Origin of the sequence: Chryseobacterium sp. KMC2 (assembly GCF_016756935.1) — a bacterium.
In the GTDB taxonomy this organism is placed as follows: domain Bacteria; phylum Bacteroidota; class Bacteroidia; order Flavobacteriales; family Weeksellaceae; genus Chryseobacterium; species Chryseobacterium rhizosphaerae.
In genome coordinates, this window is the sequence record NZ_JAESIT010000007.1 from 238,051 (window position 1) to 253,141 (window position 15,091).

The following is a 15,091-nucleotide window of genomic DNA, read 5'->3' on the forward strand; positions in this document are numbered from 1 at the left end:
ATCATGTTTAAGATAAGCACGGCTTCGTTCATGGTTGTTTTTATCCTCCTGATAAACATTATTCTGATCATCAGTTCTTATTTCTTTCATTTTATATTTCAGTTACATGACAAATTCTTTAGCCCGGATATGAGCATTCCACATTCTTTCATAGATCCCGCTTTCCTGTAAAAGATCATCATGCCTGCCTTCCGAACTAAGGTGTCCTTTATCAAAAACAAGAATCCTGTCGGCATCTGTGATCGTACTCAGTCTATGGGCAATGATGAGTACAGTTTTATTCTTAATTAATTTACTGAAAGCCTGTTGGATATTATACTCATTCTCCGGGTCTGCAAAGGCTGTTGCTTCATCCAGTATCAGAATGGGTGCATTTTTCAGAATCGCTCTTGCCAGCTGAAAGCGCTGCTGCTCTCCACCACTTAAATGAACACCGGACTGTCCGAATAAAGTCTCATATCCATTGGGAAGGTTTAGAATTAAATCATGAATTTGAGCGGCTTTTGCTGCCTCTTCAACCTCATCACGGGTCTTATCCATACCCATTTTTATATTTTCATACATCGTTTGCTGGAACATAAAACTGTCCTGAAACACAAAAGAAACCATTTGCATTAGCTGCTCTGTCGGAAAATCTCTGATATCAACCCCTCCAATCCTGATGCTTCCGGTACTGACATCCCAAAATCTGGCTAAAAGCTGGCCCACAGTACTTTTCCCGGCTCCCGAAGGTCCCACCAAAGCTGTAATGGATTTTTCTTTGATGGCAAAGTTCACTTCTTTGAGTACATAATTGTTTTCATCATATGCAAAGCTTACCTTCTCAAAGGCAATACTGAAATCTTCAGGCTGCAGGTTCTTATTATTTTCTGCGATACTTTTGTGATATAGAAGCTCATCAATCTGCTCAACGCCACGGTTAATAATAGAAATTTGTATTCCCATATTACTCAGTGCAAAAAGTGGTTTGATATACCCTGTTCCCAGAATTAAAAACACTAATAAAGTGGCCAGGCTCACTCCATTTTCAAAATACAAATAGAGTCCCAACGCTAAAACAGGTAACATGGCATTGCTTACAAAACTCATAAATACAGCAAATGCAGGAGTACTTATTTTCACCCAATCAATGACAAAACCATTAAATCTTTTTACCGTATTTCCATACTTATCAAAGGTTTCTGCAGACTGCCCGAATATTTTCATCACCGGCATCGCACGGACATATTCCACAATTCCGGAGTTCATCTCCTCAAGAGAGGTATGGTAATCCTTAATCAGCTGTTTATTTCGGCCACCATACATCCTGGGAAGCAAAACAGCCAACGCCAGCAATGGGACAAAACTGATAGCTGCCAGTCTCCAGTCCTGAGAAAAAAGAAAAGCAATGGTAACCACAGGTAAGGCAATTCCTTTTACAAAATCCGGAATTTGATGGGCAACAAAGTTTTCAATTCTCTCTACATCATCAGACAGGATTTTCTTAAGTGCTCCTGAATTTCTGTTATTGAGATACCCCATAGGCAACTTGCCTACTTTATCCACGATAAATCTTCGGAGTTCAAACAAGATATTATAAGCTGCGATATGGGAGAGAATTCCTGAAATAAAAAAAACAAGCATACTTACCACTGCTGCTATAAGTGCATATATGATATAAGTTCGAGCCCTATTAAAATCAACAGTCTCCCTGGTCAGTTCCCTGATGATATAAAATACCAAAATATAAGGAACCAGACTTAGGAATGCATGGATCACAGCCAGCAAACCTGACACAAACAATAAACCTTTCCTCCTCCCTGCAATCTCAAGCAATCTTGAAATTCCGTTTTTCTTTTTTTTAGAGTCTTTCATAAAAAACAAACTTAGCTATTAAGAATAATTCTAAATAAAAATTATCTTTGTGCAAAAGTATCAACTAAAGATGGGCTTGAGGGTCTGTAAAACGGAGTAAAAAGTCCGCGAAAAGGAAATTCTAACTAAAAGACCGGAAAAATGACATTAAGACTGTACGATGAAAAAATAGGACAAACATTGATCGAAAAAGAGTATCCGGATACATTTTTCCTAAATGACGGAGACATCAGAGAGTGTATTACTTATTTAAAACCTCCCTACGGAAGTGGTTTTTATCACGAGATTTGTTTTGGAAGCGTTCATATCGGTTTTGGAAATATTTCTTTAGCCCATAAACTTCTTCTCTATTTCGAAACGGATTTTGACAGTGTGGAAATGCATTTCACACTCCATGGTAAAAGTTCGGCAATCTCAGAAAATTTTCAAAAAACCGTAAGCTTTGAGAGTTATCAGCACAATATTATCTACGCCCACCATATGCGTGGTAAGATGGAGTTTGACGGTAGTGATATGAAGCTTTTAGAGATCAATCTGGCTCCTGAATTTTTTAAAAAATTCCTGCCTGAAAATTCTGAATTATTTGATATCTTCAGAACAGCTATTGAAGATCAGAATTCATGTCTAATGGCTCCGGATCACCACCGGATCAGTTTGGAAATGTACCAGATTCTGAATGACATTATGAACTGTGAAAGAAAAGGTACTTTCAAACGAATCTATCTGGAAGCTAAAGTAAGTGAACTTTTACTGTTGCAGCTTGAACAGTTTTTTAAAAATGAATCTTCAAAATCCTCACTTATAAAAAGGGATGAAGATAAAATATATGCCATAAGAGATTATATCCTCCACAACCTGCATCAAACGTGTTCTCTGATCGATCTCGCCCATCGGTTTGGCACCAATGAATTTACCCTAAAAAAAGGTTTTAAGGAAGTATTCGGGACAACGGTTTTCAATTTCTGGAACGACACCAAAATGGATCAGGCTAAAAGACTGCTTTTAGAGGGAAGTTTGAATATCAGTGAAATATCAGACAGGATGGGCTACAAAAATCCAAGGCATTTTTCAGCAGCTTTTAAGAGAAAATATAATGTCATCCCAAGTAAAATAAGGAATTAAGATAATTATAATGTAAGGAAGATGGAAGTGAACTTACATCCGTGATGTGATCAAATTTCCAGATAATGATCAGAATGTATATATTCTGATTTCATATCGTTATCATTAGTATTTTCTATTTTTCATCAGGAATCTTGATATGATAATTTCCTAACTTGTAACGTTTAAGAAAATAAAAATTATAGAATACGGAGATCATTTCAAATGAAGTAAAAAACGTTCCTCAACGGTGTAACGATTTTGCATTTCAACTGGTATCTCAAGTATTCGCAATCCAATATAGCTTCATCATCTTATGACAAATAAAGATTTTAATTCCCAGAGAGGTTTTACGTTCAGTAAACATATTCCGGAAGAATTATCACATTTTGACCGGGTTTTTGATATTTTCAAAGATTTGCTCACCCACACTTCCGGCGATATTGAAGAAGCCTTTGAATGGCTCGATATGCTTGATAAAGAATATGATATTTTTAGTGATGAATATTCACTTCAGGATTTTGAAGAAGATTTAAAAAAACGGGGATACATCAAGGAAGAAGATCCTGAGGAGGGCAATTCAGGGCAAGGCAAAGGGAAAAATATCCTGACTCCTAAACTGGAATCTGCATTACGGGAATATGCTCTGGACCAAATCTTTGGGAAACTCAAAAAAAACGGAACCGGAAATCACCGCACCACCAAAGCGGGAATCGGAGATGAACGTGACGGTGAAAACCGTTCTTTCCAGTACGGAGATGACCTGGCCACCTTGAATTTAACGGAAAGTCTAAAAAATGCCCAGATCAATAATGGAATCTCAGACCTGCGCTTAACGGAAGATGACCTCATCGTAGAGGAAACCAAACATAAAGCACAAATGAGTACGGTGCTGATGATCGATATCAGCCACTCCATGATTTTATATGGTGAAGACCGTATTACACCGGCCAAAAAAGTGGCTATGGCATTGGTAGAATTAATAAAGCGTAAATACCCTAAAGACTCTATAGATATTATTGTTTTTGGAAATGAAGCCTGGCCTATTAAGATCAAAGATCTTCCCTATTTAAAGGTAGGTCCTTATCATACCAATACAGTCGCCGGACTGGAACTGGCTATGGATATTCTGCGGAGAAAAAGAAATACCAATAAACAGATTTTCATGATCACTGACGGAAAACCAAGCTGCATCCAGCTACCCAGCGGCGAGTTTTACATGAACAGCTATGGTCTGGATGAAAAGATTGTTTCCCAGTGTCTCAATAAAGCAGCACAAGCCCGAAAACTGAAAATCCCTATTACCACCTTTATGATTGCTCAGGATCCTTATCTCCGTCAATTTGTAGAAGCATTTACAGCTCAAAACAAAGGAAAAGCATTTCTTACAGGCCTGTCCGGTTTAGGACAAATGATTTTTGAAGATTACGAAAAAAACAGAATAAAGAGAATATAACCAGACGCCGGAATTAAATACCAGTCATCAAAATTCACTGATAAAGGCGTCACTATTTCTCATCAGATAATATAGTATTAGTAAACAAAATGAAAAACGATATCACATTTAAAGAATTAAAAAAATCAGGATATACTGATAAAACGATTAATGAAGAAATTCAGGGTAACCTCATTGCAAGAATTAAAGCTAAAGAACCTGTATTTGAAGGACTTTGGGGATATGAAGACACGGTAATTCCCCAGTTGAAAAAGGCAATTCTTGCCGGTCACCATATTAATCTGCTGGGACTTCGCGGACAAGCGAAAACAAGAATTGCCAGAAGTATGGTGAATCTGCTTGACGAATATATGCCCATAGTAAAAGGATCTGAAATCAACGACAGCCCGTACCACCCTATCTCAAAATTCGCCAGAGACCTTATTGCAGAATTAGGGGATGAAACTCCCATTTCGTGGGTACACCGTTCCAACCGTTTTTTCGAAAAACTGGCCACTCCCGATGTGAATGTTGCTGATTTAATTGGTGATATAGATCCTATCAAAGCAGCGACCCTAAAGCTGCCCTATTCTGATGAAAGGGTACTGCATTACGGAATGATTCCCCGTGCGAACCGTTCTATATTTGTGCTCAATGAGCTTCCTGATTTACAGGCAAGAATACAGGTTTCCTTGTTTAATATTTTACAGGAAGGAGATGTTCAGATCCGTGGATTTCAATTGAGAATGCCTCTTGATATTCAATTTGTCTTTACCGCGAATCCGGAAGACTATACCAATCGGGGCAGCATTGTTACCCCACTTAAAGACAGAATAGGTTCACAAATTTTCACCCACTATCCTAAAACAATCGCACTGGCCAGACAGATTACGGAACAGGAAGCCATGATTTCGCCTGAAGATCAGTCGCAAATACAAATCAGCAGTTTGGCAAAAGATCTTTTGGAGGAAGTTGCTTTTGCAGCCCGTGACAGTGAATACGTAGATGCAAAAAGCGGAGTAAGTGCCCGTCTGACCATCAGCGCCATGGAAAATCTGGTGGCCGCAGCAAAATTACGCCTGATTGAATCAGATACCGAAAAGACTACAGTACGTTTGCTCGATTTTATGTCGATTATTCCATCTATCACAGGAAAAATTGAACTGGTATATGAAGGTGAACAGGAAGGAGCAGATTATGTAGCGAAAATATTAATCGACAAAGCTGTGATGAGACAGTTTGAAAGTATATTCCCACGCATCCCTAAACTGGAAAAAGAAGATATAAAAACACCTTACACTGATCTCATCAGATGGTTCAATAAAAACCATCTTGAACTCAATTACAACGATACGGATGAGGAGTTCTATGCTAAACTAGACAGTATAAAACCTTTAGTAGCACTTATTGAAGAAAATGCGTCAGAATTAAGTACGGAAGATCAAAATTTCTGTAAAGAATTAGTTTTATGGGCATTGACCATCAGCAGCAAAATCGATAAGTCTGAAAACAAGTCTGTTTTCACCTTTGATTCTGTGGGAATTGGGCAGTTTTTGCGTAATTAGAAGACAGTATAATATTAATTTAATCTTGTAAAGGAGCAAAGAGGGAAACAAATAACTTAATCTGTGAATTTGAAAATCTCTTTGCTCTCTTTAATAAAAGACTATATACTCATAAAATTTCATTAGATATAATAACGTTTAGGTTATACTGATAACTGTAAAAAACAATATTTTAATACGACTCGTTTTGTCGCATTGCTGATCTATTTTTACTGTAAAGAAATAAAAATGGACAACAACAGCAATTTTCAAAACCAAAGCAATACAGTACCAACTTCAGAGAGTATTCAGGATGACTCTTTACATAATACATGTACTCCATGTGAAAGCTTATATAATGATAGTCAGTCATCCGTGGCTTCGGACATTATAAAAAGAATCGATAAAAAAACAGGTGAAAACGTTAATTACCGACTATTCGATAATTCTGTTTATAATTTTCCAATTGACGATAATATCTTTAAAATATTTGATCAGAATACCTATATAAAAACATCATTTACTGTCAACAACACTATATTTCTGGACGAAATGGATGATGTGTATGACAATTTTAATGAAAAAGATGATGCTGCAAAGTTTGAAAAAGCTATAGATTATCTTAAAACTTTCAAAGGGGGAACTATCAGGTTTTCAAAACCTTTATCCTTTAATAGAAAAGTAGAAGTTTCCGATTTAGTGGGAATTACCATCGAGGGTGTTCAATCTCCATATTCTTTACAGGGTGCCAATTTTAATTGTGGATACATAGAGTTTACAAATTCTGATAAGATTGGTCTTGTTATTAATGGATTTAGAGATCTGACTTTAAAAAACATAAATTTTGTCTACAAAAAAGATACAGGTTCAACAGATTACTTATTGGAAATATTTAAAGGATATGATTTTGAAATAAAAAATCTGAAATTTAGAAATACAGTTTTAGGGGGGAATTGTTTGAAATTAGGTAGAGATACAGGGGTATTATGTGCTTTTCAGGGGGATATATCAAGAGTAACCACTGTACAAAATGGCGGAACAGGTATATATACCGGGCAAACTAATACTTCTCTTAATTTCAGAAGCTGCTATGTAGGAGGAGGAAAATGGCATATCAAAGGGACGGTATATTCTGCTTTTATCTCCTGTGCCTGTGATGGGTCAAATGATAACGGCTATGTAATCGAAGGTGGCGATCAGTCAAGAGCCCATACTTTAACGTTTATATCATGTGGAGCAGAAGCTGCCAATAGAAGTGGTTTCTGGGTAGGGTCGTATGTCTATAATATTACTTTTATTGCCCCTCATTCAGGATTGAATAACCAAGGTCTTCATCCGGGTATCGGAGAGCTGTTAATGCTTGAGAATAATGGAATCGGCGAGCAAGAAGCAATAAAAGTAAGCAACCCAGTGTCTGTGAATAAATCAGGGAATGCTGATATCTATGGCACCAGTTCAAGATGTGCTTTTTTAATATTAGATTCAGTTTATAAAGCATCGTTAGGTAAAGGAATTGATGGAGCCAGTGACTGGCGGTATAATAAAGTACTCCAGATAACAGATGAATCTTCATTTCCAAAAATCGCATCCAATACAATTAATCAGTATGGCAGAATTTCATCCTATACCAGAAAATCAGCAAATATAACAGGAAACCTTAGTGGAACTGAAACTTGGTTTTACTTACAATCTGAGGGAACATATATTGGAAAAGATACAAAATTACTTGGCCTTACAATCCAGGTAAATAAAACGATTACTTCTTCTACGGGATCATCTGGAATATTAACTTTTGGTGATGGAATGAATACAAGCAGTGATATTATTTCTAACATAGGATTAGTAGCTGGTAACAAAATTTTCCACACCTTTAAAAACAATGAATTTGTAGACTTTGATCATCTTGGTATAAGATTTCACATGAATGACAATTCAATAGTAAATGATGGAAACATTACCATTGAGCTATTTTATGAAAAATTATATTAACCGGACGATGCACAATCAACTTTAATAACCTGCAATAAAAAACCTTCAGAAATAATCTGAAGGTTTTTTATATCCAACCGGAAACCCGGTATTATTTTAAGACAAAGGACCTTGTTAACCAGCAGCAGGATCAGCAAGTTCTGTTGTAAGACCTATAAATTTCAGAAGATTCTTATTGTCAAAAAACAATGTTGTATAGTACTTCCCTTTTTTGAAAATCAGCTTTGCACCGCCCGAGAATGAGCTGTCATCTCCTAGCTTTTGGACCTTAGCACCATATTTACCGAATTTGGTTTTACTTTCCTCTAATGTTGTTTTATTCATGGCAAGACCAAAAGGCAGACCTTCCACAATAATAACTTTATCATCCGGAATATCGAAAAACATTTCGTTGATCACATTATTTTTTCCAAGGCTGCAATATAATTCCAATCCTGATTTGGTAAGCCATTTAGCATATTTTTCCTCATTGGCATCTCCATAGAAAACAGTTTCTGTATGCAATACTTTAGCAACTTTGTCAGTGGTTTGCGGGAAAATAAATTCAGCGTTTTTATCCAATAAAGAACTTAGCCCCTCAGCTTTCTGTGAAAATACAGTTAAGCTTACGAATTGAAAAAGTAGGGTTAAGATAAGGGTGAATGGTTTTATTTTCATAGGGTTATTTTTTAATGGTGATCATTTGATTTCTAAAGATATTAAAGTAATGCCTTACTTCAGGTTTCTTGATTTTAATTCTTCTTCTAATACTTTTTTGTCTTTTCCCCATTTATTGGCAGCAAAAAGAGCAAAAAGCACAGGAAGAAACGTAAAAAGTCCCAAACCATATTTTACAGTGCTGTAGGTGGCAATACCAATCAGAAATCCCAGGATTACAGCATTGGTAATGTCGTTAGACTTTTTCTTTTTTACTTTCTCTAATAGTTCCTGATCGGTTAACTCCGTTATTTCTTTTTCCATGGCTTGATACAATCTTTTAGTTATTATTTTTTAGTTTTTCATTCTGAAATGTTTTATTCATTCATCAATTGATGAAAATAATCCACTTTCAGGCGTGTGCTAAAATACAAAAAAGTCAAAACAAACCATGTGACTATAAATACCAGAAAAAACTACTGTATAAATTTCAGAAATCAGATCATCTTATTCTTGAGTTCTTTATACTTTGAGCGGCCTACAGGCAGTACTTCGCCTGTTTTAAGCAGTACACTGTAGCGGGTACCTGTATTGACGAGCACCTTTTCAACCTGCGAAAAATTAACTAAATAGGATTTATGGATCCGTTCAAACTGATCAGGAAGAAGCTGTTGTAATAATTCAAGAGATTTGTCGTGGAGCTCACTCCGGCCATTGGTAAGGTGAAGCTCGGTATAGATTCCGGCTCCCTTAATGTAAATAAGTTCTGTAATATTGATAAGACGAACCTGTCCGGCTTTTTTTACAGCAAGATATTTAATGTCTTCTTCCACTTTTAAAGCAGGGCTTACAAACCGTGTCAAGGCTTTAAAAAGCCGCTCCTGATCGAAAGGTTTTGGAACAAAATCAAGTACCCCATAAGCAAAAGCAGTAATAGCCTTATCGGTATTAGCCGAAACAATAATCGTATGAAAAGAGGCCGCTACCATCTGTTCCAATATTTCAAATCCATTATCTCCATTGAGATTAAGGTCCAGAAGCAACAGATCAGGAAGCTGATTTCTAATTTGATCAAGTCCTTTCTGTAAAGAGTCACAAATACTAATTGTAACGGGTTTACTTGCAAAGAATTCGATGGTCATTCGTTCGAGGCGGCGGGCAATCCTTGCCTCATCCTCTATAATCAGTATGTTCATTGTCGTAAAATATGAATGGTAGATATCCAGCCGTTTTCAGTAGCAACTGAATCGAAGGTCCAGTTTTGGCCATAGCTTTCAGTCAGCCGTGCTCTAATATATTTAAAGCCATTTCCTCCAGTCCTCTTCGTCATCACTTTCCGGTTTTCTGCCAGTGTTTCAAAAGTATACTCATGGGTTTTCTCTTTCAAAAAATAAGAGAGCACAAATTTCACAGTATTTCCCGGTAAAGGTTCACTATGAGTTATACCATTTTCCAGTAAAGTATGAATAATAGCCGGCGGTATGAGCTGCTCTTCATCTATTCCCACCTCTTCCCAAATGTAATTGATTTCTTTACGGAACCCCATAATCGATATATGCTGCCGGCAAAGCTCCAGTTCTTTAGTAATAGGAATTAGAGTTTGCTCGGAAATTTCATTCATAATGTCAAATTCTGTAGCCAGTGCCTGTATGAACCGTGAGCCTTCCTTAGGAGATTCTTCTACCCAATCCATCATGGAGGTCAGCGTATTTCTTAAAAAATGAGGCTGAATATTCTTTTTAAGCAATTCTAACTGTAATCTTGAAGAAAGCAATACTGCATTCTGATGTTCTGTTTCAATGACACTTGCCCTAATGGAATGAAGGTAAAGCATACTCAATACAATGACGGTAAAACTGATAAACAGGCCAAAGTCATAAACCACCAATTTATTAACCAAAGCACTGATTACAAGCGCTGCCAACGCTATAAAACCTCCTTTTTCTTTTTGAATAATACCATTCAAAACTACAATGAAAGCTGCAATCAGCATAGCCAAACTATAAAGACGTGCAGTAAGATCATAAGCTCCATAATGTACAATGTAAAGCAATACTAATGTAATGAGTAAGGCACCCATCAACCATTTCCCCTGTTTACAATTAAACTGAATGATAAAATATAAAGGCACCAGCAGGGCATTGGCAAAGGTAAGCCAGCCGATGATTTCAAGACGTACAAAAAAATCAGTATACGGGATTACGACATGGAATTTCAGGTATTCCATGATCAGTAAAACAAAAAAAAGAAAACATATAGAAGCAAAGATCAGGGTATCCCATGGCCTGCGTCTGCTGTTCAGGTAAAGAAAAAAATAATAGACAGCCGCAATCAGAAAAGCTCCTGCCATCAGATTCATATAAGACATTGTCACCAAAGGTTTTGTTAATAATGCCGTATAGCTATCCATCTTAAAATCTACAGAACGCTGTACCTCAGGAAAAAATGATTGCGAACTGCGCAAGGCAACGGTATGGAAACCTGGTGAAATCAAATGGTCCGGAACCCTGTAATAACTGCTCTCAGTCCCCGGCATTTCTGGCTTTCCATGTTGGGGAAGCTGTCCGTTGTGTCCAATCAGTACTCCATCCCAATATACCTCAAAAGCACCAAAAGACTGAATCTGAAGGCCAAGAGGTTTCAGCTCATTTTCCACCGGACGTAACTCAAAATGGGTTCTCGACCAAAATATCCTGTCCAGGGTATTTCCCCTGGTCTGAGACCAGTCTTTATCATCATAATCTTTTGCTGCCCATACCTTGTTATCACCTGTTTTATAGACAGGTATCGGTTCTTCAGTACGGATCACAGGTCTGGTCAGTGCACTGAGCAATGTCAACAAAAATAACAGGTTATGCATGATGTAAATATACAAGGTAATTTTCAAAGCCTGATGGCTGTTTAGAAGCTTATAGAGTCGTTGAAATGTTTTCACAGATAACCGGTTTATCCGTGATCTAAATTTACATCATGAAACTATTAGCAACACCTTTTCTTATCTTTATAACTGTGTCATACTGCTTTGCACAGACAGGTCAGATAACCGGTATCATCCATGAAAAACAAGGTACCTCCATACCGTATGTAACCATTACGGTAAGAAGTAACACAGAAAGTCCTGTTGCCGCCGGAATTTCGGATACCAAGGGCGCTTTCCGACTGGAAAATATCCCTGCAGGGAATTACACAATCAACTACAATCTGATCGGATTTCAGGCGATCAGTAAACCTTTACAGGTAAACCCCAATGAAGTAACCAACCTTGGAACCATCGTTTTAGAACCTGATACCAAGTTATTACAGGAGGTAAATGTAACAGCTCAGCGATCATCAGTCAGTTTAAAACTTGATAAAAAGGTTTTCGAGGTGGGTAAAGATGTCGTCTCCCAATCCGGGGCGGTAACCGACTTACTCAATATTGTACCTTCAGTAAGTGTCAGTCCCGGAGGAACAATCAGCCTGCGTGGAAATAGCAGTGTATTGGTACTCGTGGACGGGCGTCGTACGGGATTAACCCAAAATAATGCCCTGGAACAGCTTCCTGCCGATCAGGTAGAGCGTATAGAAGTCATCACCAATCCTTCTTCCCGATTCGATGCAGCGGGTTCCGCAGGGATCATCAATATCATTCTTAAAAAAAATAAGAAGGCCGGATTCAGTGGCCAATTGCGTCTGGTGGGTGGTATTCCTAATGAGACCCGTATAAGTCCCAGTTTAAGTTATAAATCCAATAGAATTAATTTATTTGCAACTTATGGAATACGGTTATCAGATTATGTTGGTTTATATACCATGCAGCAATCTGCCGGACTTTCCGGGACCCCGGTATACCTGAACCAACGTCAGGATGAAGACCGGCATGATGATGCAAGGCTACTCTATTTTGGTGCAGACTTTCAAATCAATGATCATAACACGATCACTGCTGCTTTCATGCGGAATTCAACCAATGATCATGACAAGACCCGGCTAAGTTATTTATATTCCGGAAAAAACAGCGTTCCTGACAGCAGCCTCAGCCGAAGTGGTGAATCATGGGAAAAACGAAGCTATAACCAGCTCGAATTTAATTATACTAAAACTTTTGAGAAAGCAGGTAAAAAGTTGACGGTAGATATGCAATATGATTTCTGGGACAGCGATAAAGACTGGAATTTATCCACCAGCAAAATTTTACCCGTTACCACTACATTCCCTATGATCAGGACAAATTCTTTCGGAAAAAGTAAGGACCTGATGATTAAGACCGATATGGTACAGCCTTTAGATAGCACTTCTACCCTGGAATTTGGTTTAAAAATGGAAGACCGCAGGGTAAACTCTGATTTTATTGCAGAGCAACAGAATACTGCAAGCTGGGAAATTATTGACGGGATCGACAATCATCTCTTGTATAAAGAACTGATAGGAAGTGCCTATATACAGTTTTCCGGTAAAACAGGCGCTTTTGGTTATCAGGCAGGCCTTCGTGGTGAGCTCACTCATATCGGTATTGATGACCGTGCAGGCAATTACACCAATCAAAAGAATTACAATCGTCTGTTTCCAACATTAAATATCAGCTATCGTTTCAATGCTACCGCCAACTTGCAAGCCAGCTACAGTAAACGTATCAACAGACCCAGACTGGGAATGCTTTATCCGTTTAATGAGCTTACTGATTTGAGCACCCGTTATGTTGGCAATCCGGACCTTAACCCATCTTACGCCAATGTATTTGAACTGGCTTTCCTCAAAAACTGGAAAACATTTACTGTTAACCCATCTCTTTATCACCAACGAAATAACGGCGTAATAGAGGATTATACTTTCCGGGATGCTAACGGTTTATTGATCACCATGCCAGTGAATATTAATAAAGAAACACGTACCGGTTTTGAGCTCTCTCTACTCTACAACCCTTTCAAATGGCTACAGGCAAATGCTGAGCTGAATGTGTATCACTATAAGGAGCAAGGCAGTTATCAAAATCAAAACTTTGATTATTCCGGTAATACACTTACAGCCCGTTTGAGTTCCCAACTAAAATTTAAAAATAAGCTTTCTTTTCAGGCAGTCTATAACTTCAGAGGAGCTAATGCTACAGCGCAAACCCGTACAGACGCACTGCACAGTATTGACCTGGGGCTCAGCAAGACTTTTTGGAAAGATAAAGCAACACTTACGCTGGATGTAAGCAATTTGTTTGAACTCCGAAAGTTTAACACCAGAACTATTGGATCGGATTATGAAATTAATCAAACCAGCATTCCCAATGCGGCCCGTTATCGTCTGACATTAGTTTATCGTTTTAATCAAAAGGATAATCAGACGGTGCGACAAGCTAAAAGTGGCAACAGAGATTAGACTATATGAACATAAAAAGGACCTCTTTTGTAAGCAGGTCCTTTTTCATTCGTCTTATATTCTCAAGTTTTTTCTCCGTTATTTTAGAATACCTGGATGGAGTGGTCTTTGAGTATTTTATACAAATCCAGTGATTTTATTCTCAGATAATATTTTGATGACTTAAATAAGCTGATCTGATGTTTTATATCTGTTGGTTTCTTCAAACCAGTTCAGATAGCCACTGATCCATAAGCCCTGCCCTTCCAGAAATTTCTTCACCACCGGCGTATAGATACCAAAATCGGGAATATCATTATACAGATCCATAAAGCACTCCACACGGGAGTTATACATCTGAACAGCTTCATCAAAAGCATCTTCAATTGAACATTTCCGTTCATTCTGGATAACCAATACAAGGTTCATCGCTTCATCATCCCGCATTTCTTTTTCCAATGAAATCAGATCATTACTCCAGGCAAATAAATCTCCTGCCAGGATGCGGGCTTGCTGGATGAAAGGATGCACTACAATATAATCAGGTAAAATACCTGTTACCAACTCTATCTTATCATTTACAGTAGCCATAGCCACATTTTTTCTACGAATGGGTATATATTCATTAATGGTGGGATAGTTAATGTTCTTACGGTAGCTTATCGATGAGTCTATTTCTATCCCTTCAAGATACTGAGAGATATCGTATACATATCTTTTCATCCAATCTTCTGTTGCAATATTTTCAAATTCCCTCATAAAGATAGAAAATTGATGAATAATAGGATTTTCTTCCGGTTCTGGAATTGTACCCATCGCTATCTCCATCATACGATAAGTTACCTTTGACAATTCATCCCCCTGAAGTGGAGCATAATAATCATCCTGAGCAATCCCCCACAGCAAAGCTCTGGTGATGGAAGTCAATACGGAGAGAGAAGCATCCGGCCAGCAATGGGCAGCCCAGGAAGCACCATTGAGCCTCATCATCATTTTGACAAAGGATGGGGATAAAGAACTATATTCTTCCCTGATCCATCTTTCGCTCTCTTCCTTAAGGAACTCTACATGTGGACTTATACGTTGCGGGAATGGACTCAGTAGCAAAACTTTAAGGTCTTTTGTGATTGTTTTATTCATTAATTTGAATGTTTACATGATTTGAATTCAGTTTTATTTTAATTTCCCACGTAATTTAACTATTATT

The 15,091-nt window shown here is 37.7% G+C and carries 11 protein-coding genes; 5 read left to right on the forward strand and 6 right to left on the reverse strand.

All coding sequences use genetic code 11. The features are described from left to right. Positions 1-102: 102 nt before the first annotated feature. Entirely contained in the window at positions 103-1,824 is a 1,722-nt protein-coding gene (locus JML65_RS10710; protein ID WP_202270881.1) for an ABC transporter ATP-binding protein, read from the reverse strand. 171 nt (positions 1,825-1,995) lie between these two features. Between JML65_RS10710 and JML65_RS10715 the strand changes: the two genes are divergently transcribed. The 4 genes from JML65_RS10715 (at position 1,996) to JML65_RS10730 (ending at position 7,923) form a co-directional block, all read left to right on the forward strand. Continuing rightward, positions 1,996-2,976 carry a helix-turn-helix transcriptional regulator gene (locus JML65_RS10715; protein ID WP_047490753.1) on the forward strand — a complete coding sequence of 327 codons (981 nt, stop codon included), beginning with the start codon at positions 1,996-1,998 and terminating at the stop codon, positions 2,974-2,976. A 295-nt stretch (positions 2,977-3,271) separates the two neighbouring features. Continuing rightward, positions 3,272-4,411, forward strand: coding sequence for a vWA domain-containing protein (locus tag JML65_RS10720; RefSeq protein ID WP_202270861.1), 1,140 nt, complete (start codon positions 3,272-3,274; stop codon positions 4,409-4,411). 89 nt (positions 4,412-4,500) lie between these two features. Beyond that, positions 4,501-5,955: a sigma 54-interacting transcriptional regulator gene (locus JML65_RS10725; RefSeq protein ID WP_047490757.1), complete on the forward strand. Its 1,455-nt coding sequence runs from the start codon at positions 4,501-4,503 to the stop codon at positions 5,953-5,955. Between the two features lie 228 nt (positions 5,956-6,183). Further along, positions 6,184-7,923, forward strand: coding sequence for a hypothetical protein (locus JML65_RS10730; RefSeq protein WP_202270862.1), 1,740 nt, complete (start codon positions 6,184-6,186; stop codon positions 7,921-7,923). Positions 7,924-8,037: 114 nt separating this feature from the next. On the opposite strand, the gene JML65_RS10735 is transcribed toward JML65_RS10730, so the two are convergent. From JML65_RS10735 to JML65_RS10750, 4 genes are all read right to left on the reverse strand, one after another. Further along, positions 8,038-8,580 (reverse strand): hypothetical protein, encoded by a 543-nt coding sequence (locus JML65_RS10735; protein ID WP_202270863.1) that lies wholly within the window; start codon positions 8,578-8,580, stop codon positions 8,038-8,040. 54 nt (positions 8,581-8,634) lie between these two features. Continuing rightward, a complete protein-coding gene (locus JML65_RS10740; RefSeq protein ID WP_202270864.1) occupies positions 8,635-8,883 on the reverse strand; it encodes a hypothetical protein in 249 nt (82 codons plus the stop codon). A 173-nt stretch (positions 8,884-9,056) separates the two neighbouring features. Further along, entirely contained in the window at positions 9,057-9,755 is a 699-nt protein-coding gene (locus tag JML65_RS10745; protein WP_202270865.1) for a LytR/AlgR family response regulator transcription factor, read from the reverse strand. Continuing rightward, positions 9,752-11,494 carry a histidine kinase gene (locus JML65_RS10750; protein WP_317194054.1) on the reverse strand — a complete coding sequence of 581 codons (1,743 nt, stop codon included), beginning with the start codon at positions 11,492-11,494 and terminating at the stop codon, positions 9,752-9,754. The genes JML65_RS10745 and JML65_RS10750 overlap by 4 nt, the downstream gene beginning before the upstream one ends. A gap of 35 nt (positions 11,495-11,529) precedes the next feature. Here JML65_RS10750 and JML65_RS10755 point away from each other — a divergent pair, with 35 nt between their 5' ends. Further along, positions 11,530-13,905, forward strand: a complete 2,376-nt coding sequence (locus tag JML65_RS10755) for a TonB-dependent receptor domain-containing protein (protein ID WP_202270866.1) — start codon at positions 11,530-11,532, stop codon at positions 13,903-13,905. 162 nt (positions 13,906-14,067) lie between these two features. Here the strand turns inward: JML65_RS10755 and JML65_RS10760 are convergent, their stop codons facing one another. Further along, a complete protein-coding gene (locus tag JML65_RS10760) occupies positions 14,068-15,024 on the reverse strand; it encodes a terpene synthase family protein (protein WP_202270867.1) in 957 nt (318 codons plus the stop codon). Positions 15,025-15,091: the final 67 nt, after the last annotated feature.

Coding starts and splice junctions, on each gene's coding strand:
- JML65_RS10745 (WP_202270865.1), bottom strand. CDS start 9,755: ATGAACATACTGATTATAGAGGATGAGGCAAGGATTGCCCGCCGCCTC.
- JML65_RS10740 (WP_202270864.1), bottom strand. CDS start 8,883: ATGGAAAAAGAAATAACGGAGTTAACCGATCAGGAACTATTAGAGAAA.
- JML65_RS10715 (WP_047490753.1), top strand. CDS start 1,996: ATGACATTAAGACTGTACGATGAAAAAATAGGACAAACATTGATCGAA.
- JML65_RS10755 (WP_202270866.1), top strand. CDS start 11,530: ATGAAACTATTAGCAACACCTTTTCTTATCTTTATAACTGTGTCATAC.
- JML65_RS10720 (WP_202270861.1), top strand. CDS start 3,272: ATGACAAATAAAGATTTTAATTCCCAGAGAGGTTTTACGTTCAGTAAA.
- JML65_RS10760 (WP_202270867.1), bottom strand. CDS start 15,024: ATGAATAAAACAATCACAAAAGACCTTAAAGTTTTGCTACTGAGTCCA.
- JML65_RS10735 (WP_202270863.1), bottom strand. CDS start 8,580: ATGAAAATAAAACCATTCACCCTTATCTTAACCCTACTTTTTCAATTC.
- JML65_RS10725 (WP_047490757.1), top strand. CDS start 4,501: ATGAAAAACGATATCACATTTAAAGAATTAAAAAAATCAGGATATACT.
- JML65_RS10730 (WP_202270862.1), top strand. CDS start 6,184: ATGGACAACAACAGCAATTTTCAAAACCAAAGCAATACAGTACCAACT.